Origin of the sequence: Acinetobacter higginsii, assembly GCF_000369525.1 — a bacterium.
Lineage (GTDB): Bacteria > Pseudomonadota > Gammaproteobacteria > Pseudomonadales > Moraxellaceae > Acinetobacter > Acinetobacter higginsii.
In genome coordinates, this window is sequence record NZ_KB850072.1 from 2,344,029 (window position 1) to 2,365,507 (window position 21,479).

Genomic DNA, 21,479 nt, shown 5'->3' on the forward strand with positions numbered 1-21,479 from the left:
CTACTCCAGAGTCTTGTTGAGCTCTCATCCTTATTTCTGGATTAGCCTTCGGCTCGACCTACTTTTCTTTCGGGAAAAGTAGGCAAAACCATTGTCATTCGCAAAACCTGTTCACTGCTTACATTTTTCTGATATTGGGGATGTATAACAGGACTTCTCTTAGCGTATATCACGCAGGTTGCGAATGACGTCTTCCGTGTAGCAAATTTCAAGATACGTTTTATCTTCGAAACCACTTAAATTAAAGTTATGCATATTGCCATCATTGGTGCGGGTATTAGTGGCTTAATGTCAGCATTGGAACTTGCTGAACAAGGCTGCTCTGTCGATATTTTTGACCAACAACTTGCAGGTCAAGCTGCCTCATGGGCGGGTGGAGGTATCCTTTCCCCCATGTATCCTTGGCGTTATGCGCCCGAAGTCAATCAGCTAGCCCAATACGGCAGACCGCTCTACCAAACATGGAATGAAAAACTGCTGCCCCTTACTGGCATTGATTTTCAAATCCACGATACGGGCATGCTGATTTTCGATCAGGAAGATTTCGATATCGGTTTGAATTATGCCACGCGACACCAAGAGCCGATGCAACACTGTGAACTGCTTGATCGTACTCAACTCCAGCAAGTTAACGCTCATATTTCAGAAAAGTTCCAACAGGCCATCTATTTTCCACAACTGTCGAATGTCCGCAATCCACGTTTATTACAATCGTTAATTTGCTACTTAAAACAGCACCCTGCCGTGCGCTTCTTTGAACAATGTCCTGTTGAAAAATTAATGATTCAAAATAAAAAAGTTCAAGGGATTGAAACTGAAGATGGTCAGAAATTTAGCGCAGATCATGTCGTGATTACGTCTGGTGCATGGAGTCAGCAATGGGCCGAGCAAATCCAACGTAATATCCCCGTGCATCCCGTACAAGGACAAATGCTGTTATTTAAAACCCCTGAAAATTGGCTACCGACCATGTGTATGAATCAGGTGATGTATCTGATTCCACGTCAAGATGGTCACATTGTCTGTGGCTCAAGTATGGCAGATACAGGCTTTAGTACTGCGGTGGATGAACATACCCAACAGGATATTCTCAGTGCTTGTTTAGAGATGGTGCCTGAATTAGCACAATTCCCGATTGTAAAACGCTGGGCAGGTTTACGTCCAAGTTCTCCACAAGGCATTCCCTATATCGGTGCAATGCCTGAACCGGAAAATCTTTGGGCCAATTTTGGACATTTCCGCAATGGTCTATGCATGGGCTCAGGTTCAGCACGCTTGCTCCGTCAACTCATTTTAGGACAAGAGACGCTGGTTGATCCGAATGCTTATTCACCTTCGCGCTTAAAGCAACAGAATTTAATTTCTTGCTAGAATTTCGGTCAAAGCTCCATTCAAATCTGGATATTGAAATTGAAAGCTCTGTTCCAGCAAGGCCTTGGGCACCACATATTGACCATTTAAAATAAGTTGTGCTTGCTCGCCAAGCATCGATGAAAATACGCACTTAGGCATTCGCATAAAAGGTTTGCGCTTTAAAATGTGAGCGGCCGTTTGAGCAAATTGTTGTTGATTGATTTGTTCAGGTGCGACAAGGTTATACACCTTTTGACTGTGATTGGATTGCAATAGAAAAACCATAGCATTCAGTACATCTTGGATATGAATCCACACCATTGGTTGCTGCCCCGAGCCAATTTTTGCAACCGCATTCAATCGAATCGGTAACAGCATTTGTGGCAAAATCCCACCCTGTCCAAAAACCACACCTAAACGAATGATCTTGGTATTTTGTTGACTAAATTTTAAAGCGGCTTGTTCCCACTTCTGGCAAAGCTCAGACATAAAAATCGCTTGCGGTGGTGTATTTTCATCACAAACAAGCTTCCACTGTTCTTGTGGATCAATACCGTAATAACCAATCGCAGAACCAGAAATAATGCATTTCGGAAAAATTTGCCGTTGTTCCAGCCATTGATACAGTTGCTCTGTCACCGCAACACGGCTATGTATTAATTGCTGCTTACGTTGTTCAGTCCAACGTTTTGCGCCAATATTTTCACCAGCCAGATTAATCACATAATCAATCTGTTGTGTTTCAATTTGATCAAGAGCATTCACCCAACTTAACTCTGAATGCTGAGAAACCCGATTGGGCTGTCTAGTCAGTGCAATGATTTGATATTGTCGTTCTAATAAAAAAGGCAACAAATGTGAGCCAATAAAGCCACTTGCACCTGTGATTAAAACTGTCTGTTTTTGCATTACACCCTCATCCTGCATGATATTGATCAGCTCTATATCTCAGTCTTAGCAGAATGAAAGTGAATTACAAGTGAACTTTGTTCAACTAGTTGAACATTTTATTGGCCATTCTCTGTGCTTGCGGTCCATAAAACCAATAGGTAATTAAGAATAATGGTACAGCAATCACAAACCACATCGCCAATACCGTTAGCAAAAATTGGGGCTGTTTCAGATAGAGTAAAAAGTTCTGCCAAATTTCGGGATCTTTGCGTGCAAAAATAAATAGACCGAGGAGTAAGCCACATGCATTATAGCCCCAAAAGATCAGACTAAAGCCGATGCTTAAACGTTTTCGTTCCTGTGGCGTCGGTGCACGGCGTTGTTGCTTCAAAAATTTGAATAAAATAACAATGATTGCAATTAAATAAGGAACCGCAGTCAACACGCCACCAATACTATTGGGTAAAATAGCTGCCAGTACACCTGCCAACAATGTTGCAGTAAAACAAATTATAAAAAACCAGATATAGTACAAACGCAATGAAATCATAAAGATAAACCTAATTAGACTGGCTTTAGAAAATAATTATAAATTTTTTTCACTTTTTTTTCATTTTTATGTCAACCAATCCTCAACCAGCAGCGTTATATAAGGTACAAGGTCGCAGCAACCGATTGTACATTGCACGGCATCCGCAATGTTTTCGGTGACCTTTCATTATGAATCTCCATCTTTAACAATGGTTGTGTTAGCAGCCAGAACCATTGAAAAAGATTTTGACCGACGATTTATCATCACTCGAATCGTCGGTTTTTATTTGCCTGAAATTTGTATTTTAATTAGACCGTATCGGCAACATACATTTTAATCAGTCCACCCTCATCTTCTGTCACCGTGGTTAAGAATGCCCAGCCACACCTTTCGTAAAAATCATCTAGGTCTGTCACCAGATAGAGCTTTTCAAATCCTAAACTTTTCATTTCTATTCGGGCAAAATCTAGCAGCTGTTTGGCGATATTTTGCTTTCGATAAGTTTCCTCAACAAACAAAGCACATAGGTTTGGACTGAGATCTTTGCGCTCATGGAAATCATTGTCGATCACTCCAGTGCCAGCAATGATGTGCTGATGTTCGTTCAGAATCACATACCATTGCGGAATTCCTTCTGGCTGTTCAATCGAGCTTTGTATGCTGTCTCGATAGGCCTCAACAGGAATCTCCCATTTATCTGAAAACCAGATTGCAGCCTGTTCTCGTAATTCAGGATTATTCGCTAATTTAATAATATTCATCAATACAGGATTAACCTCTTATATCTTACTCAATTGTATTCAACGCGATTTTATGATTAAACACCCAAATGCACACCTGCTTACATAAATCTCTCGTGTTTCAACTCCATATCTCTTTAGAATAATTCTACGACTATAAAAATTAAGGACAGATTGAATGAACAGCATTATTTATTTTGAAATTCAGTCATCAGATCCACAACGTGACATTCACTTTTATCAATCCGTATTTGGCTGGCAATTTGAAAAAGTAGAAGGCCTACCGATTGAATATTATCGTATCGCAACAACAGGAATTCATGGCGGTTTATTACAACGTCCTGTAGCAACACCAGCAACAGGATGTGGAACCAATGCCTTTACCTGTAGTATAGAGGTGGCAAATTTCGATGAAACTGCAGCTAAAATTTTAAGTTTAGGTGGGATTATCGCCATGGATAAATTCGCGATTCCGAACCGCTGCTGGCAAGGCTATTTCATCGACCTCGATCATAATACCTTTGGGATTTGCGAAATCGATGAACAGGCGCAATAACTTGCTAAATTCAAGTTAAATTAAAATGATTACCGCCCCTTAAACTGCGGTGACCGTTTTTCTAACATGGCGCGAACCCCTTCTTGAGCATCTTCGGATACAAACAGCGGCATCAAATAATTGTTCATTTTTTCAAATGCAACTGTTTGGCCTTCCACGACTGCATCGGTAGCAGATGCCAATAAAGCTTGCACCGCCAACGGTGCGGCACTACAAATCTCTTTGGCAATTACCAAGGCACGTTCAAGTTGTTGCCCTGATTCCACCACTTCAGACAAGAGATTCAGCTCATAAGCCGTTTTGCTATTAAAAGTTTTACCCGTCAATAAATAAGGCATCGCTTTTTGCCAACCGGCAGCTTGTACAAAACGTACCGTTGCACCGCCAAAAGGCATAATCCCTCGTTGCACTTCGAGCTGACCAAATACTGTATTTTCACTGGCAATCACCACATCTGCATTCAGCATTAATTCGACTCCAGCGGTATAACAAATCCCTTGGACTGCCACCACCACAGGTTTGGTTCGATGTCGCCCGCCCGTTCCCCACGGATTAATCTGATCCCCCTCAAAATTAAAAATACCTTGTGAAATTTTGGACTGTAATTCCACCAGATCTAAGCCCGCAGTAAAGTGATCACCATGCGCAAAAATCACGGCGCAGCGTAATTCAGGATTGTTTTCATATTCGGTTAAAGCTAAAGATAAATCGGCAATCATATGACTATCAAAAGCATTGCGTTTTTCCACACGATCCAAACCAATCAACATGATCTGATCCATGATTTCACGGCTTACTTTACCTAAGCTCATTTTATCTTCCTCATTGTTAAAATAATGGTATTCAAATCAAACTAGAGGATCGTTGAAAAATGATCAAGGCACATCTTGTAGTGCTTTTCTGCTCATGAAGGCTCTCCCTTGCACCTGAATACGTGCTACCTTATTCTGGTTTATTTTATTTTTAGATTCATTTATGACCGTGCGTTTTTTTCATACGTCTGACTGGCATTTGGGGCAGTTTTTTTATAATCATTCCCGCCACTACGAACATGAACAATTTCTGGCATGGTTACTTGAGCAGATCAAAGCCAAACAACCGCATGCGTTGCTCATTGCAGGTGATATCTTTGATGTAATTAATCCGAGTTCACAAGCACAAAAACAACTGTATCAATTCCTTGCCGATGCGCATGAACTTGCCCCGCACATGCAAACCTTAATGATTGCTGGTAATCATGACTCAGGTTATCGCATTGAACAAGTCGAGCCTTTATTAGAAAAATACAATGCGAAAACGGTTGGTGTGATTCGCTGGAATCAAGATAAAACATTGGATTTAGAACGTTTAATTTTGCCAATTTATAATGAACAAAAACAGATTGTGGCATGGTGTATTGCCCTGCCATTCCTACGTTCTGCTGAAATCACAGGTTTTAATGAGCACACCACCAATAGCCAAAATGCGATTGCTTATCTACACCAACAATTAATTGAAGAAGCTAAACGTCGTAAAACTGATGATCAGGCCCTGATTCTGATGTCACATGCGCATATGCAAGGTGGGGAAACTTCGGATTCAGAACGACCGATTATTATTGGTAATGAAGAAGCCCTATCTACAGCTCTGTTCGACGATAGCATTGATTATGTAGCACTGGGACATTTGCATAAACCACAAAAAGTACAGCATCCACATATTCGTTATAGCGGCTCACCAATTCCGCTGTCATTTAGCGAGATTAATTATAAGCACCAAGTGGTTGAAGTCACCATTGATCCTAAAAAAAGTGAAGACTCGTTTGGCTTTGAAGCTTTAGCGATACCACGAAGTATTCAACTGCATAAAATTAAAGATGAACTCACTGTAGTCATGCAACACCTTCGCAATCTGCCAAATGAACCGATCGAAAATATCGAGCATCGTGAATATGTCGATATCGAATATCACACCACGACGCCACCACAACCTAATCTACGACAACAATTTGAAGATGCTTTGCCGAAAGATCGTTATCGGCTGGTGCGCATTTCCAGACAATATCTACCCAGTGAAAGCAATGCTGAGAGCAAGCAGAGTATTAGCTTAGAACCACCGACACCCGAAAAACTATTTCAGCAAATTTGGGAGAAAAAGGGCTATCACGCCGATGATGAAGTCACTCAGGACTTTATGAGTTTGGTCGCAGAAGCGCAAAAGCAACTTGAAGATGATCAGACTGTTTAAGGACTTGCCATGAAAATTTTATCAATCCGACTGAAAAATTTGGCATCTCTGGCAGATGAGCATTTTATTGATTTTGAAACTGAGCCTTTGGCCAGTGCTGGACTGATTGCCATAGTCGGAAAAACAGGTGCGGGTAAATCTACGATTTTAGATGCCATGTGTCTGGCCTTATTTAATAAAATTCCCCGCCTCAAAGAAAGTGACGGCAAACTATTAGATGTCGATGGTTCGGAACTACTGACCAACTCCCCTTTAACGGTTTTACGTCGCGGCACAGGACATGGTTTTGCCGAACTGTGTTTTGTGGCACAAGACCAAAAGCATTACCTCGCACGTTGGGAGATTAAACGTGCCCGTGAAAATGCCAGTGGTAAACTGCAAAGTGTGCAACGCTCACTCAAATGCCTGACCGATGGCGTGGTGATTGCAGATAAAACCAAAGCGGTTGAAGCGCATATTCAACAGATTACTCAACTGAGTTTTGAGCAATTCACCCGTGCGGTACTGTTGGCACAGTCTGAAGTCACCGCATTTTTAAAAGCGCGTGATAATGAGCGTGGTGAGTTACTCGAATATCTGACCAATTCCAGTATTTTTGCCAAGATTGGACAACTAGCTTATGCAAAGACCAAAGAAATAGCTGATCAGCGCAAGCAACTAGAAAATATGCTCGGTCATATTGAAATCCGTTCAGATGAAGAAGTTGCCGAATTACAGACTCAATTTCAGCAGATACAACAACAGGTTCAACAGTTGGAAGCCGACAAAGTTCAGCTCAATCAACAGCAACAATGGTTTAAACAGCGACAGAAACTCGAAACTGAAATCACACTGAAACAACAACAGCATGACATTCAAATTCAAGCACATCAGGCTTTAGCCGCAGATCGCAATCGACTCAGCCAACTCGAAACCTTTTCAGGCATTCGTCCGATTGTGTTCCAACAGCAACAATTGGAAAAAGCACTGCAACAGCTTGAACCACAGATTCAACAAAAGCAGCAGCACTTTACGGCTTTAAGCACCCAATTTGAGCAAGAAAAAATAGCTTATACGCAGGCTGAAACGGCCTTACATCAATTTCAAAGCTTTGAACAAAACCATCAGCATGAACTCACTCAAGTGCGTAAATATGTACAGGAACGTGAATACATTGCCGATGAATATAAAAAAATCAAAGTTCGCTTAAACCAAAACGAAGCGCAACAACAACCTTTACTTGAGCAACAGCAGCAATTTGAACAAAGTCGCCACAGTCTATCCATACAACAACAGAGCTGTTCTGTACAACTGCAACAGAGTGCACAATTCTCTACTTTAGATAAAGGCTTGAATGCACATATTCAGCAGCTAAAGCAATTTATTCTACAATACCAAAAAGTCGAACAGAATTTAGGTTCGATTCAACAGGCTCAGTCCAAGCTTGAACAAGATCAGATCGTGTTGAATGAGCTCATTCAAAAATTTGGCACACCACAACAGATTGAAAGCCAGCTTGAACAGAAACAAAAACTCAGAGAACAGCAACAAGCCCGACTGAATCAACTGGATCTGATTCAGCAAAAGTTACAGCATTATTTTGAGCTTAAAAAAGAACGTGATGAGCTAGGCGATAAGCTCAGTAGCACACAGCAACAACATCAGCAGCTTGACCAACAACTGCAAACTAGCCAAGGCGCATTCCAATCTGCCAAAAATGAACGGGAAAAGTTGCAGCTAATGTTGCAACAACAACGTTTATTACATGCTGAAAATATTGAACATCTCCGTGCAGAACTCAAACACGGCGAAGCCTGTCTGGTCTGTGGCAGCACCGAACACCCCTACCGTGATGATGCCAGTCAGCTCTCCAAAGCCTTGTATGAGCTGCAACAACAGCAAGAGCAACAGGCCATCCAAAAAGAGCAACAATGCTTTCAACTTTGGCAAAATACACAGCAGCAATTTACCCAGATTCGTACCGAACTGAAGCAATTGCAATCTGCCATGCAACAAGCAGATGACAAATTTAAGCTGCAACATCAGGAATTAGTCAAACATGCAGCACAGTTCGAGATGCTATTAGATTTAACTCAATCGCATGCGGAAATCACTACAGTTCAACAGCAATACATCAATGAGGCAACCCAGTTCAAACAGCAGATTGAAATTGAATTACAGCAACTGCATCAGTCCAATAAAGACCACTATCACCTGACTCAAACGATTCAAAATATCCGCTATCAACTCGAAAGCGTACAGCAGTCACAACAACAGATTCAACATGTTGTAGATTGCCTGAGCAGCGATGAACAAAACTCATGGCAACAGCAAACGCTGGGCTACAGCCAACAGCTAGCACAACGTTTACAGCAACGTGTTCAACAGCTTGAACAAGCTGAAACACTCAGCAAACAACAACAGCAGCTTGAACAGCAACTGAATCTATTAAAGTCCAATTTAACCAGCTTGATCACTCAACATACTGAGTTTAGCCTGCAACTCAAAGACACCGAACTCAAAGGCAAACAAAACACAGAATCAGCGCATCAATTGATTGTGGCAATGACAGGTTTAACCGAACTCAAAGCCAATGAATGGTTAAACCAACACGATCAACAGCGTCAGCAACTCCAAAATCAATATCAGCAGATCAAGCAGCATTTTGAACAGGCTCGTCAAAGCTTTGAACAGCAGAAAAATGAACTGGAACAGCTCAAAGCCCAACAGCAGCAACAACAATCTGCCCTTGCCCAATCTAAGACTGAAATTCGAGCCTGGTTAGACCAGCATCCTGAATTTGAAGAGCATCAATTAGCTGATTTACTTGCTATTCGTGCTGAGCAAGAACAGCAAATACGAACATCGCTACAACATGCAGAACGTTTGCTCAATGAGGCCGCCTCTGCATTGAAAACGCTGCAACAGCAATTACAGACACATCAGCAACAACAGCCCCCCATCGAACACACCCAGTTGCTTGAGCACATCCATCTCAATCATGAAAAATTACAGCAGCAAGCTGAACAACGTGATCAGTTCAAACTGAAACTGGAACTACATCAGCAAAATGTTGCCAAGCAAAAGCAATTTGCAGATCAGATCCAGCAGATTCAGCAACAGGAACATCGCTGGAATAAAATTTCCAGTTTGATTGGTGATTCTAAGGGTAAAGATTTCCGTGATTTAGCCCAGCAATATAATCTGGATATTCTGCTTGAATATGCCAATCAACAACTCAGCATGTTGTCACAGCGTTATACCTTAAAACGTTTAGAGAACTCTCTCAGTCTAGCCATCATTGACCATGATATGGATGGAGAAACCCGTTCAGTGGCTTCTCTGTCTGGTGGTGAGTCCTTCCTCACTGCCCTTGCAATTTCTTTGGCAATTGCCAATATGGCCTCGGGTTCCATGAAAATCGAATCACTGTTTATTGATGAAGGTTTTGGGACGTTGGATGCCTCTTCGTTGCATATGGTGATGAATGCGCTAGATCAGCTGCAAAGCCAAGGCCGTAAAGTCGTATTGATTTCACATATTCAGGAAATGCATGAGCGTATTCCTGTACAGATTCAGGTACAGCCAATTGGATCAGGTTCGAGTCGGATTGAAATTGTCGATTAAAGCATTATGATGATTAAATAATCACAATACTTAAATCACATGAATCAGAATAAGGCGATTATTTTTGACCTCGATCAGACCTTACTAGATCGAACCACATCCTTGATAAAATTTCTCACGTGGCAGGTTAATTTCTTTCAATTGGTGCCTGCCTATGACAGAGAAAAATTTATCCAACGCTTTCTTGAATTGGATGATAATGGCAAAGTTTGGAAAGATCGTGTTTATGAAAATCTGATTCATGAATTTTCAATTCAACATCATTCTAAAGAAATCCTTTTAGCCAGTTATATCAATGATTTTAATAAATTTTCATGCTGCTTTGAACACGTGAAAAACATCATCATCCAATTAAAACAGCAAGGCTATTTAATTGGATTAATCTCTAATGGCAGAACGCCCTTTCAAGAACATAATTTTTATGCACTAGGGCTGACTGAATTCTTTTCGAGCACCATTGTTTCCGAGGCAGTCGGACTTAGAAAACCAGATCCCGCAATTTTTCTATTATCTTGTCAGCAGCTTGGTGTTCACCCAAAAGATTGTATCTTTGTTGGAGATAATGAACTGGCAGACATACAAGGTGCAAAGTCTGTCGGGATGAAAACCATTTTCTTTCATCCCAATCCAGCGATTTCCTCAGCAATAGCTGATCAAAATCTTCATGATTTTAAAAACTTCATAGAAGCATTAAAAGGCTTAGATTAAATCACTTCGAGAATAATAATCCCTTCAAGCTAACCAATCTTTTAGGGATGTTTTCATCCCTTATTCATTCTTATCAGCGGGGAATGCCTTCGGTGGAGGAGCATATTTAGACGGCTTTTCTTCTGCGGCTGCATCAGCGGATTTCAGTGATTCAACTTGATAAATCGCTGTTCCAATAATGCCTGTATTCTGAATTGAACCATTATCCGAGTTTGCAGCATACGCATCTTCAGGCTTACTAAAGGTAAAAGAAGCGACAGCAGAGTCACTCTTACGGAAGCCTTCTATTGTAATTTCACTGTGGGGATGAAGCACATAACCTGCATTATTTCGTGAAGCAGCACTGCCGTCTAACACATCTATCCCATCAACACTTGCTACGACTTCATAGGTATTGTCGGTATGGTTTTCATATTTTAATTGGTAGCTTTGACCATCTTTTGCTGAGAGATAATGGTTTTGACCGTCACGAGATAAGGCAAATGGTTGATCAGCATCATCAACAATAGAAAAACTAATTTTCCCTGCTGCCAACGAAATACTGTTAACGGTCTTGCCTTGATATTGTTTATTGGCATAACGAACTTGTGATTCAGCAATCGGTTGCTCGGTTAAACGGCTTAAATTTACCTCGGTCACATGCGAGCTAATCTCATCGCCCCATTTTGTACCAAGCTTTTCGTCTACAGCTACTTGAGCATTACTATCGCTCGCTTCTGCAGCCACATCATTCTGTTTTTTACTGCAAGCTGCTAAAAATAAACATAAAATAAAAGAGATTAAAAAATACAGTTTTTTCATTCTAAATATGATCCTAAATTCAATTTTTATCTTTGTAAAAAATAATCGTTATTCATTTATACCAATGTTCGATATAAATGAATAAACAGGTTATCTTAATTTATGCCGTTTTTTTCAATAGCAAATATATTTTATATAATTGTAATTTGTTTTCTATTTCTGCGGATCTTTATTCAAACAGTTTTAGATTAATTTGAATAATCCCGCGCGCCAAATAGCGCTGTCCCAACTCTAACCATGGTTGAACCCGCTGCAATCGCAGCTTCCAGATCAGCCGACATCCCCATACTTAAAGTATCCCAATCTTGAAGTTGTGCATGCTGGGATTTCACCTGATCAAATAATGCTTTGGCATCTGCAAATGCAGCATGATTTTCAGGCGCTGGAATGACCATCAAACCACGTAAACGAATATTAGGAAGCTGGCTGATTTGCTGAACCAGTTCAGCGGCTTCTTTTGGCTGGCAACCATCTTTTGAATCTTGCCCATCAATATTCACTTGCAAACAAATATTTAACGGCGCTTGCGATTCTAAACGCTGGCCAGATAAACGCTCGGCAATAATCAAACGGTCAACTCCATGTACCCAATCAAATTTCTCAGCCAGATGCTTGGTTTTATTACGCTGCACATGTCCAATAAAATGCCATTCGATCTCTAATTCTTTTAATTCCTCAATTTTTTCTAGTGCTTCCTGTAAATAGTTTTCACCAAAACTGCGCTGCCCGACTGCATACATTTCGCGAAGGCTAGCACTGGGATGTGTCTTGGAAACCGCCAACAACTGCACTGTTGCAGGATCACGTTGAACACGCTGACAGGCTTGTTCTATTTGATTTAAAACAGATTGGCGGGATTGTTGCGATTGATTCATTGACACAGTTCTCATTTACGAAATCTTTTTTTGCTTTCCATTCTTTAAGGTGTTGGTAAGCCCGAATGAAAGCCTTATATTATTCTACAAAATAATGAGACATTTTAGTTTGTTTCGGGGAAATTATGGATATTACAGAATTACTCGCCTTTTCAGTTAAAAACGGTGCTTCCGATTTACACCTTTCAGCGGGTATGCCTCCTATGATTCGTGTGGATGGTGAAGTTCGTCGTATTAACTTACCAGCACTTGAACATAAAGATGTACATCGCTTGGTGTACGACATTATGAATGATAAACAACGTCGTGACTTTGAAGAAGATTTAGAAACTGACTTTTCATTTGAAGTACCGAATATTGCTCGTTTCCGTGTTAACGCATTCAACCAAAACCGTGGTGCAGGTGCGGTGTTCCGTACCATTCCATCTAAAGTTTTGACCATGGAAGATTTAGGACTCGGCACAATTTTCAAAGAAATCTGTGATTATCCTCGTGGAATCGTACTCGTCACAGGCCCAACGGGTTCGGGTAAATCCACCACACTTGCAGCGATGATCGACTATATTAACGAAAACCGTTATGACCATATTTTAACCGTCGAAGATCCAATTGAATTTGTACACCAATCGAAAAAATGCCTAATCAACCAACGTGAAGTACATCGCGATACACACGGCTTTAATGCAGCACTGCGTTCAGCATTGCGTGAAGACCCTGACATTATTCTGGTCGGTGAGATGCGTGACTTAGAAACCATCCGCTTGGCACTGACCGCTGCGGAAACAGGTCACTTGGTGTTTGGTACACTGCATACCACCTCTGCGGCGAAAACCATTGACCGTGTTATCGACGTATTCCCAGCAGAAGAAAAAGACATGGTACGTGCCATGCTATCTGAATCTCTACAAGCCGTGATTTCTCAAACACTATTGAAAAAGAATGGTGGTGGTCGTGTGGCTGCACATGAAATCATGATCGGTATTCCTGCGATTCGTAACCTTGTGCGTGAAAACAAAGTTGCACAAATGTATTCTGCGATCCAAACAGGTGCCAACTACGGTATGACCACTTTGGATCAAAGCCTGAAAACGCTGGTGTCTAAAGGCTTAATTAGCCCACAAACTGCTCGTACTGTTGCAAAACAACCCGAATCATTCCTATAAGAATAAATGGATTAGAGAAATATCATGGATTTTAATGATTTACTCAACTTGATGATTCAACAAAATGCATCGGACTTATTTGTCACTGCGGATGTTGAACCCTCAATGAAAATTAACGGGCAGATCGTGCCTGTTTCCAAATCGAAACTTTCAGGGGAAATTGTGGGTCAACTGGTTCAATCCATTATGACCGACAAACAGCGTAAAGAATTTGCAGAGACACGTGAATGTAACTTCGCGATCATGAATCGTGAAAAGACAGCGCGTTTCCGTGTCAGTGCTTTTCAACAACGTGATATGCCAGGCATGGTATTGCGTAAGATCGAAACCCATATTCCAAGCATGGATGATCTAAAACTGCCAGAAGTGCTGAAAGAATTGGCGATGACCAAACGTGGCATCATTATCTTTGTTGGTGCAACAGGGACAGGTAAATCGACCTCTCTTGCGTCAATGATTGGTTTCCGTAATCAAAATTCCAAAGGTCATATCATCACCATTGAAGACCCGATCGAATTTGTGCATCAACATGCAGGCTGTATTGTGACGCAGCGTGAAGTCGGGATTGATACCGATTCATTTGAAATTGCACTGAAGAATACACTACGTCAGGCACCAGATGTGATCTTGATTGGTGAGATTCGTTCACGTGAAACCATGGACTATGCCATCGCTTTCGCCGAAACAGGTCACTTGGTCCTCGCTACCCTGCATGCCAACAACGCCAACCAAGCCCTCGATCGTATCATTCACTTCTTTGAAGCAGACCGTCATAGCCAGCTTTATATGGATTTGTCGCTGAACTTAAAAGCACTCGTCGCTCAGCAGTTGATTCCAACACCAGATGGTAATTCACGTCGTGCTGCGATTGAGATTTTGATCAATACACCACTTTTGGCAGATTATATCCGTAAGGGTGAAATTCATGAGATTAAAGATCTGATGAAACGTTCACGTGAGTTGGGTATGCAAACCTTTGACCAAGCCTTATTTGATCTTTATAAAGCGGGGCAAATTACCTATAAAGATGCTTTAAAACATGCGGATTCGCCAAACGACTTACGCCTCACCATCAAACTGTCAGAAGAAGGTGCAGACCAGTTATTGAGTGCCAGCCGCAACATCACCTTTGATGGTCAGTAATTCAAATTAAGCCATTAAAAAAGGGAAGGTTTTTGTAACCTTCCCTTTTTTATTTGTTCAATTTTCGTGAACACTTAGATTTTTTACTCAATACAACTTATTTTTTACGATAAGCCTCTTGGCATTCTGCATCACTACAGTAGCCATATAGATTTAAAGAGTGTCCAGTTAAGGCAAAACCATGTTGGTCTGCAACTGAATGTTGCTCTTTCTCGATAATATCATTTGTAAATTCAATAACTTTATTACAGTTTAAGCAAACAAGGTGATCGTGATGATCTTCCTGCATGATTTCGAAAACAGAGTGATTGTTTTCAAAATGATGACGCTGAATAATGCCCGCAGCTTCGAATTGTGTTAATACACGGTAAACTGTCGCTAAGCCAACATCTTCACCTTGTTCAAGCAAGGTTTTATAAATATCTTCAGCACTTAAATGATGTTGTTTTGAATTTTCTAATAATTCCAAAATCTTAATACGAGGAAGGGTAACTTTAAGTCCAGCTTTGCGTAAGTCTTGATTAGAAATCGGCATAAAAAAAGGTCTCTCAACAAATCTTAAGTTGGAATAGGCAATAGAGTTTAGATGCAGTATGATCTATCCTTGACTCAAATGCATCATCATTTATCAGGATAGTGTAGCAAAATGCAAAAAATCATGCTGGCGTTGTTCGTCACTACAGTACTTAGCGGTTGTTCAGTCTTTGGTGTTTATAAAGTCGATATTCCACAGGGAACACCATTAACCAAAGCACAAGCTTCTCAAGTACAAGTGGGCATGAGCTTTCAGCAAGTCCGTTTCTTGCTTGGTAGTCCAACAGTGACAGATCCACTGAACCCACAACGTTGGGACTACATCTACAACTATATCCCAGGTACTTATGCGAAAAAAGCAAAAATACCTGCGGCACACGGTCAACATTTAAAAGTTTATTTTGATGCGAATGGTAACGTAGAACGCTTAGAAGGTTTAGATACGATTCCAGAATCACAACCTGGTTTACCGGCATCAAAAGAAGCTATTTTGACTGCGCCACCACTATAACGGCTTTCCAGTAAAAAGAAACCCCTCATCGAGTCAATCATGAGGGGTTTTACTTATCAGCTTTATGCCTTAAAGCGATTACCTTTGATAAATCGCCCAACGGGGTTCTTTGCTGCCCGCTTACGCCGAATATCATTCGGGTTAATGGTAAGTGCCCGATAGATTTCAACACGGTCACCTGCTTGCAGGACTGTATCCGCGTCAATTCTGCTACCAAATACACCTAACTGTAAAACTTCTGGTAGTGCCGCCTGTGCTGCTAAGCCACTGGCATCAATTGCCTGTTGGGCCGTCATTCCCTCGCTAAAGCTGACAGCAATATGGAATTGCTGTTCAGGACTTGAGAAAGCGACCCATACTTGTTTAGCCTGCTCCATTACAGCACTTGTCCAATCACAGCAATGATTGCTACGACAATTGAAAGTGGTAACACGATACGGATGGCAATACGCCAAATGTTATAAAACAGCTCATTGCTAAAGCCCATTGCTTTACGCAGATGACTAATCTTCATAATCCAGCCAGCAAATACTGCGTAAATCAAGCAAATCAGTAATCCCCAAAGCATGAGCAGGCTATTAAAGATTTGTTCCACTTGCGGTACAGCCCAAACAGCAATAGCAGCAAGTAAAATCGCCCATTGGATCACGATCGCAAGCTGACGTTGTGCCAACTGTTCTTTTGCAAATTGAATTAAGAGTGCCGCTGACATGATGGCAGCAAACACCCATGCCAATGCAGGTAACTGTGCTTGCACAGAGAAGAAGCCAAAGGCGATCACAGCCAGTAATTGCGCCACCCAAATTGGCAAGGCAGTACTTGTTGCGGCGTCCTGTTTTTTCACTGCGACTAAACTACTTTGCCAGTACAAGCCTAGCCCTAAACCACTTGCAACCAAAGCAAGAACTGTTGCATTGCCCCACTCTTTAAACTCGATTCCTGTCCAATGCCAAGCCGTTAGATGAGTTCCCATGGCATTAGCAAGAATAAATGCAGCAATCACACCAATCGTTGTCAAAGCAATTAAAAATTGGCGAGGGATAAAAGATAATCCAAGTGCAGCTATGGCAAGGATTGCAAAAACAATCTGCTCTGATACAGCAAGCGTAAGCTGCTGACTCACGACATGTGTTACGACAGTCAATATACTGCCTGCAAAGAATGGAACAAATATAACAGCCAACCAGCCCACGATACGCCATCTAGGTGAAGCATCTGCATCCCGTGTTAAGGTTGAAAGTGCTTGTAATGCCGTGGTCTGCGAACGCTTTGCTAAAGCAATTTCAAGATAACCGATGGGTAATGCCAATAGAATCATGGTGCCTAACCACAGCAGCCAGAAATCGAATTGACGGTCAATCTGGATTCCAACGGTGGGTGCCAATGTGGTAATCATGACAAAAGATAGGCAAAACGCCATCACTGGTGCAAGCCAGCGTGACAGAGTTGTGTCCTGCATAATGCATTCCTTGAAAAATCTTTGAACTCATTGCGCTTTATGGAGTTTGCAATGAAATATTCAATCTATTTTGCCTTTCTCACGCCTGAAAATCAAAACAAAAGATATCGAAAGAAAGAAGCAAATCACCTTACGATGATTTGCTGCGCACGAATTATTATATTATTAAGTAGACCCCTTATGTTCACTCATACCACACCTTATTATTTTTTATCATAAGGGGTCTTTTATTATTGTCTTATTATTATGAGAAGAAACGAGAAAACCAGTTTTTCCCTTTTTTCTTTTCATTTTCTTTAATGATTCCGATCATATTTTCTTTTACAGCACCGACATAATCTGCATCATCATGACGGATATGGTTGATCAACCATTTTGATAGTGCTTCATGTAGCTCGCTATCAATTTCTTGCCCCAGCTCAAAACGTTGACGATAAGTCTCTATCTTTTTGATAAATAAGTCATGTACACGCTTATGTGGTACACGATATTTATAGTTTGCTTCTTCTTGTAAGCTTTCTTCAAAGGTAAAATGAGACTGGGTATAATCAATGATATTATCCAAAATACCTTTTAATTTTGCCCGATCATCACCCTCATTTAATTCATCAATTTCATTAATATAATCTAGAATACGACGATGCTGATCATCGATCACCTCGATTCCTGTATTATATTCGACAGACCATTTCATACCCATATCGAACCCCAAACCATATTTGATTTATTGAATAAGGATATAATATCGGCAAAGCAATTAAATAAAAACACAGCGTTTTTGTCAGATTTTAACTATTGATAAAGAAAACAAATTAAACCCTTGTTTTATATTTATTTAAATATTTTAACCGATCAAAACACTCAAGTATTTTTTAACCAACAAGAAAAAATATCTATCTAATTTTTATAAAAAATAATTTTAAAATTAAAAAAATCCAAGCAAAATAGTCTTATTTATTGTTTTGAAATGCTGCTATTAAATTTAAATCAGATAAATCCTTTTTCCTCCCATAATTTCGTTTAAATGCAGCGAGTATAGATAAATGCATAAAATGTATTCCAGCAATCACGTCAGAACTTGCCAATAGGGTTTGAAAACTTTCCTGACTGTCACCACAGTTCACATCTAGATAAGCTTCAAAACAGCCCTGATAAAGTCCTATTTTCCCATTTGGGCGAATTTTCTGGTTCCAGGTCGCTTGTAAATGACAAAACAACTCTGGGCTTACCACAAGATCAATATCTGCTGTATCACGGATACAATGTGCGGCTAATACCCCGCCACCAACAACCACATACTCATCTTTGGGTAAATCTAAAGAAATTAATCGGGAGATGAGTTCACTTTTATCCATTTGAATACGTCAGTACTGATCCGCTTTGGTCACGCGTTTTAAGGCTGGATTTTCTGCTTCGCGGATTAAGCGCTCAACTCGTGTTAAGGCATGCTGAATCGGTTTACCGTGCTGGAATAAAATCATTTCCCCTGCTTGATATGCTGTCCATGCTTCATTATGGGTTAACGGCTCTGTCGTGATCACTGCAACACGATCTTCTGGCGTGGTCACTTGACTAAAATCGACTTCTACATCGAGATCAATTAAATGTGCAGGTTGAAATGGATACTCACGTACGAGCCAATGCAACTTCGTCGTCGCATAGCTAAATAAGGCCTTACCATTGGAAAGACAGAAATTAAAGGTGCCATGCTCTGCAATTTGTGGCGAAATACGTTCCAATAATGAGAAAATTTCTTCTAAACTTGGTTCGGTATAACCAAAAGCTTCAACCATCTGATCCAGTAAATAGCAAAATGCCAATTCACTGTCGGTATTCCCTACCGGTTCGAAACGGCCACTTAACTCAGGTTTGAAATCATGTAAATCGCCATTATGCGCAAAAATCCAATGTCTCCCCCATAGCTCACGCAAAAAGGGATGTGAATTTTCGAGATTGATTTTACCTTGAGTGGCTTTACGAATATGGGCAATGACGTTGCGAGACTTGATCGGATAATTACGAATCAGATCAGCAATAGGAGATTCAACCGCAGATTGATTATCCACAAACAAGCGGCAAGCTTTATCTTCAAAAAAAGCGATCCCAAAACCATCGCAATGATCAGAGGTCACCCCTGCGCGTTGTGAAAACCCACGAAAAGAAAAAGTAATATCTGTCGGGGTGGCGCAATTCATTCCTAATAGCTGGCACATATCTTTAAACTATCAAACATCTACGCCTATTGTGCATGAGGGAGAGATGGCTTGTAAATCTCAATATGTGCTCACTATTAGATTAAGAATGATAAGAGGTTCTGTTGATATTACACAGATGCTTGCGGCAGAGGGTATTTTTGGCTGATACGAGGCAGGGCTTGTAAAATTTAGTGGCTCTAAATGAACAAGACATAACGACGTAGCGGCAAAAAATATCCCTGTCCCGTAGGGTTATGGCTAAAACAGCTCTAAACGTCGGTATGAAACTTGATAAGGACCATCATAGTAGGTATTTCATGCATTGATTATGTTGTTTTAGCTCATAACGCAATGCATGGTTGAAGTATCAACAAAACCTTACTAACGTTGCACCATTTTGTTCATCACAAAAGAGGTCGCAATCTTATTCACTTCAAGGAAAACGAAATAATCCAAGCATTTAAAATCTTCATCATAAAATGCTTGTTTTGACAGTTTCGACTGCATTCCTAGATAGGTCTGAAACAGTTTTGGCATGCGTTCATCTTGCGGGAAACTATAGTCAGGACGTTCTGGTTCAAAGCTACGTTTTGAACGAATATCAATCGTCTGATGCTCACCCAATTGTTGAATCTGACGATGGGTGTAATAAGCACGTGCCAAATTATCTTCTAAATGAATACTAACGCAACCCATCAAATACTTGGCACGCATAGACCACAGTACTTTAGGGGTCAGGTTCAACCAGAGCATTGACAGGGCTTTACCCGAACGAAATTTAGGGTGCACACAAGTACGTCCAATTTCGAGAATACTCGGTAAATGAGAGAATTGTGGAACGATTTCAAATTCTTGAGCACTATAACTCTGTCCAATTTCATGGCCTTGGAACAATTTCAGACGGGTATAAGCGACAATCTCACCGGTCCATTTTTCCCGTAACACCGCGTGTTCACAACCGAAATCATACAGGTCTTGATCTAAACCATCTTCAAAATGCATCCCAAATTGATGGCTAAATTGCGTTGCTCTAAAGCGTTGTACTTCTTGTAATTCTTTTAAATTATCCACCCATTCAAAACGGAATTGATTTTGAGCTGGCTTGTGGCGTAAGGGTAAAGTCAATGTCTGGCGATATTGATTTAATTTTTCTAGCATAATGAAAGCTCCTTATGACTAGACCTACCTTAAATTGCTTAAATGACATTGCGATGACTAAAACATGAACAGGTCATGACAAAAAAAGAGACCTACTTGAGGTCTCTTTTCAAATCAATAGGATGAATTAATGTTTGGCGCGGTTGGTAATCAATGTACCCACACCATGATCAGTGAAGATCTCTAATAAACTTGCATGCGGTACGCGACCATCAACAATATGTGCACTCACTACACCACCTTTAACGGCATCTAATGCACAACCCACTTTTGGAATCATACCGCCATAAATCACGCCTGTTTCAATCAGGCGATCCACTTCTTGTGTGCTTAGACCAGTCAATAAATTTTTATTTTCGTCCAATACACCTGTGATATTGGTGAGTAAAATCAGCTTTTCAGCACCAAGTGCTTCTGCAACTTTACCCGCCACAAGATCCGCATTGATGTTATAGGTATTGCCTTCTTCATCTACACCCAATGGTGCAATTACTGGAATGAAATCACTTTGGGTAAACATTTCAAGTACATCAGTTTTTACGCCAGTCACTTCACCCACCATGCCCAAATCAATTTGCGAAATTGAGCCATCAGCTTCTTGTTTTTCCATCAGCAATTTACGTGCACGCAATAAATTGCCATCTTTACCAGTTAAACCAATAGCACGGCCGCCATGTTTATTAATCAGATTCACGATCGATTTATTGACACTACCACCCAACACCATTTCGACCACTTCCATGGTTGCTTGGTCGGTCACGCGCATGCCATCAATACGATCAGACTCTTGTCCTAAGCGTTTTAGCAATGAATCCACTTGTGGACCACCACCATGCACAACGATTGGATTCAGGCCAACCGTTTTTAACAATACGATGTCACGGGCAAATGAACTTTCCAATTCAGGATCAGTCATCGCATTACCACCATATTTTACAACCAGCGTTTTTCCTGCAAAACGTTGGATATACGGCAAAGCTTCGATCAAAATTTTTGCTTTATCAATGCCGATATGCTCATGTGGCATG

Annotated in this window: 22 protein-coding genes; 8 read left to right on the plus strand and 14 right to left on the minus strand. The window is 40.8% G+C overall.

Going from position 1 to position 21,479, the window contains the following annotated elements:
• Positions 1-249 precede the first annotated feature (249 nt).
• Positions 250-1,371 carry a glycine oxidase ThiO gene (thiO, locus tag F902_RS17130; RefSeq protein ID WP_005205391.1) on the plus strand — a complete coding sequence of 374 codons (1,122 nt, stop codon included), beginning with the start codon at positions 250-252 and terminating at the stop codon, positions 1,369-1,371.
• Here the strand turns inward: thiO and F902_RS17135 are convergent.
• The 3 genes from F902_RS17135 to F902_RS17145 form a co-directional block, all read right to left on the minus strand.
• Positions 1,357-2,262 carry a TIGR01777 family oxidoreductase gene (locus tag F902_RS17135; RefSeq protein ID WP_005205393.1) on the minus strand — a complete coding sequence of 302 codons (906 nt, stop codon included), beginning with the start codon at positions 2,260-2,262 and terminating at the stop codon, positions 1,357-1,359. The two genes, thiO and F902_RS17135, sit on opposite strands and share 15 nt — an antisense overlap.
• A gap of 85 nt (positions 2,263-2,347) precedes the next feature.
• A complete protein-coding gene (locus F902_RS17140; RefSeq protein ID WP_005205396.1) occupies positions 2,348-2,794 on the minus strand; it encodes an ABZJ_00895 family protein in 447 nt (148 codons plus the stop codon).
• A gap of 290 nt (positions 2,795-3,084) precedes the next feature.
• A complete protein-coding gene (locus F902_RS17145) occupies positions 3,085-3,537 on the minus strand; it encodes a GNAT family N-acetyltransferase (protein ID WP_005205399.1) in 453 nt (150 codons plus the stop codon).
• A 157-nt stretch (positions 3,538-3,694) separates the two neighbouring features.
• On the opposite strand from F902_RS17145, the gene F902_RS17150 reads away from it, so the two are divergent.
• Positions 3,695-4,072, plus strand: coding sequence for a VOC family protein (locus tag F902_RS17150; protein ID WP_005205400.1), 378 nt, complete (start codon positions 3,695-3,697; stop codon positions 4,070-4,072).
• 29 nt (positions 4,073-4,101) lie between these two features.
• On the opposite strand, the gene F902_RS17155 is transcribed toward F902_RS17150, so the two are convergent.
• Positions 4,102-4,884, minus strand: coding sequence for a crotonase/enoyl-CoA hydratase family protein (locus F902_RS17155; protein WP_005205402.1), 783 nt, complete (start codon positions 4,882-4,884; stop codon positions 4,102-4,104).
• 163 nt (positions 4,885-5,047) lie between these two features.
• On the opposite strand from F902_RS17155, the gene F902_RS17160 reads away from it, so the two are divergent.
• From F902_RS17160 to F902_RS17170, 3 genes are read left to right on the plus strand one after another with little or no spacing between them, the layout of a single operon-like run.
• Positions 5,048-6,298, plus strand: coding sequence for an exonuclease SbcCD subunit D (locus tag F902_RS17160; RefSeq protein ID WP_005205404.1), 1,251 nt, complete (start codon positions 5,048-5,050; stop codon positions 6,296-6,298).
• Between the two features lie 9 nt (positions 6,299-6,307).
• Positions 6,308-9,904: an AAA family ATPase gene (locus tag F902_RS17165; RefSeq protein WP_005205415.1), complete on the plus strand. Its 3,597-nt coding sequence runs from the start codon at positions 6,308-6,310 to the stop codon at positions 9,902-9,904.
• Positions 9,905-9,943: 39 nt separating this feature from the next.
• Entirely contained in the window at positions 9,944-10,612 is a 669-nt protein-coding gene (locus F902_RS17170; RefSeq protein ID WP_005205416.1) for an HAD family hydrolase, read from the plus strand.
• Between the two features lie 60 nt (positions 10,613-10,672).
• On the opposite strand, the gene F902_RS17175 is transcribed toward F902_RS17170, so the two are convergent.
• Both F902_RS17175 and F902_RS17180 read right to left on the minus strand, forming a co-directional pair.
• A complete protein-coding gene (locus F902_RS17175) occupies positions 10,673-11,413 on the minus strand; it encodes a hypothetical protein (protein WP_005205417.1) in 741 nt (246 codons plus the stop codon).
• Between the two features lie 188 nt (positions 11,414-11,601).
• Positions 11,602-12,288, minus strand: coding sequence for a YggS family pyridoxal phosphate-dependent enzyme (locus F902_RS17180; RefSeq protein WP_005205418.1), 687 nt, complete (start codon positions 12,286-12,288; stop codon positions 11,602-11,604).
• Positions 12,289-12,413: 125 nt separating this feature from the next.
• On the opposite strand from F902_RS17180, the gene F902_RS17185 reads away from it, so the two are divergent.
• Together F902_RS17185 and F902_RS17190 are read left to right on the plus strand one after the other, a co-directional pair.
• Positions 12,414-13,451, plus strand: coding sequence for a type IV pilus twitching motility protein PilT (locus F902_RS17185; RefSeq protein WP_004770978.1), 1,038 nt, complete (start codon positions 12,414-12,416; stop codon positions 13,449-13,451).
• Between the two features lie 24 nt (positions 13,452-13,475).
• Positions 13,476-14,594 carry a PilT/PilU family type 4a pilus ATPase gene (locus F902_RS17190; protein ID WP_004805191.1) on the plus strand — a complete coding sequence of 373 codons (1,119 nt, stop codon included), beginning with the start codon at positions 13,476-13,478 and terminating at the stop codon, positions 14,592-14,594.
• A 97-nt stretch (positions 14,595-14,691) separates the two neighbouring features.
• On the opposite strand, the gene fur is transcribed toward F902_RS17190, so the two are convergent.
• A complete protein-coding gene (gene fur, locus F902_RS17195; RefSeq protein WP_004655147.1) occupies positions 14,692-15,129 on the minus strand; it encodes a ferric iron uptake transcriptional regulator in 438 nt (145 codons plus the stop codon).
• Between the two features lie 111 nt (positions 15,130-15,240).
• Here fur and F902_RS17200 point away from each other — a divergent pair, with 111 nt between their 5' ends.
• Positions 15,241-15,639, plus strand: a complete 399-nt coding sequence (locus F902_RS17200) for an outer membrane protein assembly factor BamE (protein ID WP_004805189.1) — start codon at positions 15,241-15,243, stop codon at positions 15,637-15,639.
• 62 nt (positions 15,640-15,701) lie between these two features.
• Here the strand turns inward: F902_RS17200 and F902_RS17205 are convergent, their stop codons facing one another.
• From F902_RS17205 to argB, 7 genes are all read right to left on the minus strand, one after another.
• A complete protein-coding gene (locus F902_RS17205; protein WP_004805187.1) occupies positions 15,702-16,016 on the minus strand; it encodes an RnfH family protein in 315 nt (104 codons plus the stop codon).
• On the minus strand, positions 16,016-17,098 hold the full coding sequence (locus F902_RS17210) for an SLC5/6 family protein (protein WP_005205421.1): 1,083 nt from the start codon (positions 17,096-17,098) through the stop codon (positions 16,016-16,018). The genes F902_RS17205 and F902_RS17210 overlap by 1 nt, the downstream gene beginning before the upstream one ends.
• Before the next feature lie 244 nt (positions 17,099-17,342).
• Complete coding sequence (locus F902_RS17215; protein WP_004655155.1) at positions 17,343-17,798, minus strand: bacteriohemerythrin; 456 nt, start codon at positions 17,796-17,798, stop codon at positions 17,343-17,345.
• A 250-nt stretch (positions 17,799-18,048) separates the two neighbouring features.
• Positions 18,049-18,453: a hypothetical protein gene (locus F902_RS17220; RefSeq protein ID WP_005205424.1), complete on the minus strand. Its 405-nt coding sequence runs from the start codon at positions 18,451-18,453 to the stop codon at positions 18,049-18,051.
• Between the two features lie 9 nt (positions 18,454-18,462).
• On the minus strand, positions 18,463-19,311 hold the full coding sequence (locus F902_RS17225) for a class II glutamine amidotransferase (RefSeq protein WP_026057514.1): 849 nt from the start codon (positions 19,309-19,311) through the stop codon (positions 18,463-18,465).
• 363 nt (positions 19,312-19,674) lie between these two features.
• The gene (locus tag F902_RS17230) at positions 19,675-20,451 is read right to left on the minus strand and encodes a GNAT family N-acetyltransferase (RefSeq protein WP_005205426.1); all 777 of its coding nucleotides are present in this window, start codon (positions 20,449-20,451) and stop codon (positions 19,675-19,677) included.
• Between the two features lie 127 nt (positions 20,452-20,578).
• On the minus strand, positions 20,579-21,478 hold the full coding sequence (gene argB / locus F902_RS17235; RefSeq protein ID WP_004655163.1) for an acetylglutamate kinase: 900 nt from the start codon (positions 21,476-21,478) through the stop codon (positions 20,579-20,581).
• Between the last annotated feature and the right edge of the window lies 1 nt (position 21,479).

Excerpts from the sequence above, each read along its gene's own strand:
- thiO (WP_005205391.1), top strand. The coding sequence starts at position 250 with ATGCATATTGCCATCATTGGTGCGGGTATTAGTGGCTTAATGTCAGCA.
- F902_RS17135 (WP_005205393.1), bottom strand. The coding sequence starts at position 2,262 with ATGCAAAAACAGACAGTTTTAATCACAGGTGCAAGTGGCTTTATTGGC.
- F902_RS17140 (WP_005205396.1), bottom strand. The coding sequence starts at position 2,794 with ATGATTTCATTGCGTTTGTACTATATCTGGTTTTTTATAATTTGTTTT.
- F902_RS17145 (WP_005205399.1), bottom strand. The coding sequence starts at position 3,537 with ATGAATATTATTAAATTAGCGAATAATCCTGAATTACGAGAACAGGCT.
- F902_RS17150 (WP_005205400.1), top strand. The coding sequence starts at position 3,695 with ATGAACAGCATTATTTATTTTGAAATTCAGTCATCAGATCCACAACGT.
- F902_RS17155 (WP_005205402.1), bottom strand. The coding sequence starts at position 4,884 with ATGAGCTTAGGTAAAGTAAGCCGTGAAATCATGGATCAGATCATGTTG.
- F902_RS17160 (WP_005205404.1), top strand. The coding sequence starts at position 5,048 with ATGACCGTGCGTTTTTTTCATACGTCTGACTGGCATTTGGGGCAGTTT.
- F902_RS17165 (WP_005205415.1), top strand. The coding sequence starts at position 6,308 with ATGAAAATTTTATCAATCCGACTGAAAAATTTGGCATCTCTGGCAGAT.
- F902_RS17170 (WP_005205416.1), top strand. The coding sequence starts at position 9,944 with ATGAATCAGAATAAGGCGATTATTTTTGACCTCGATCAGACCTTACTA.
- F902_RS17175 (WP_005205417.1), bottom strand. The coding sequence starts at position 11,413 with ATGAAAAAACTGTATTTTTTAATCTCTTTTATTTTATGTTTATTTTTA.
- F902_RS17180 (WP_005205418.1), bottom strand. The coding sequence starts at position 12,288 with ATGAATCAATCGCAACAATCCCGCCAATCTGTTTTAAATCAAATAGAA.
- F902_RS17185 (WP_004770978.1), top strand. The coding sequence starts at position 12,414 with ATGGATATTACAGAATTACTCGCCTTTTCAGTTAAAAACGGTGCTTCC.
- F902_RS17190 (WP_004805191.1), top strand. The coding sequence starts at position 13,476 with ATGGATTTTAATGATTTACTCAACTTGATGATTCAACAAAATGCATCG.
- fur (WP_004655147.1), bottom strand. The coding sequence starts at position 15,129 with ATGCCGATTTCTAATCAAGACTTACGCAAAGCTGGACTTAAAGTTACC.
- F902_RS17200 (WP_004805189.1), top strand. The coding sequence starts at position 15,241 with ATGCAAAAAATCATGCTGGCGTTGTTCGTCACTACAGTACTTAGCGGT.
- F902_RS17205 (WP_004805187.1), bottom strand. The coding sequence starts at position 16,016 with ATGGAGCAGGCTAAACAAGTATGGGTCGCTTTCTCAAGTCCTGAACAG.
- F902_RS17210 (WP_005205421.1), bottom strand. The coding sequence starts at position 17,098 with ATGCAGGACACAACTCTGTCACGCTGGCTTGCACCAGTGATGGCGTTT.
- F902_RS17215 (WP_004655155.1), bottom strand. The coding sequence starts at position 17,798 with ATGGGTATGAAATGGTCTGTCGAATATAATACAGGAATCGAGGTGATC.
- F902_RS17220 (WP_005205424.1), bottom strand. The coding sequence starts at position 18,453 with ATGGATAAAAGTGAACTCATCTCCCGATTAATTTCTTTAGATTTACCC.
- F902_RS17225 (WP_026057514.1), bottom strand. The coding sequence starts at position 19,311 with ATGTGCCAGCTATTAGGAATGAATTGCGCCACCCCGACAGATATTACT.
- F902_RS17230 (WP_005205426.1), bottom strand. The coding sequence starts at position 20,451 with ATGCTAGAAAAATTAAATCAATATCGCCAGACATTGACTTTACCCTTA.
- argB (WP_004655163.1), bottom strand. The coding sequence starts at position 21,478 with ATGCCACATGAGCATATCGGCATTGATAAAGCAAAAATTTTGATCGAA.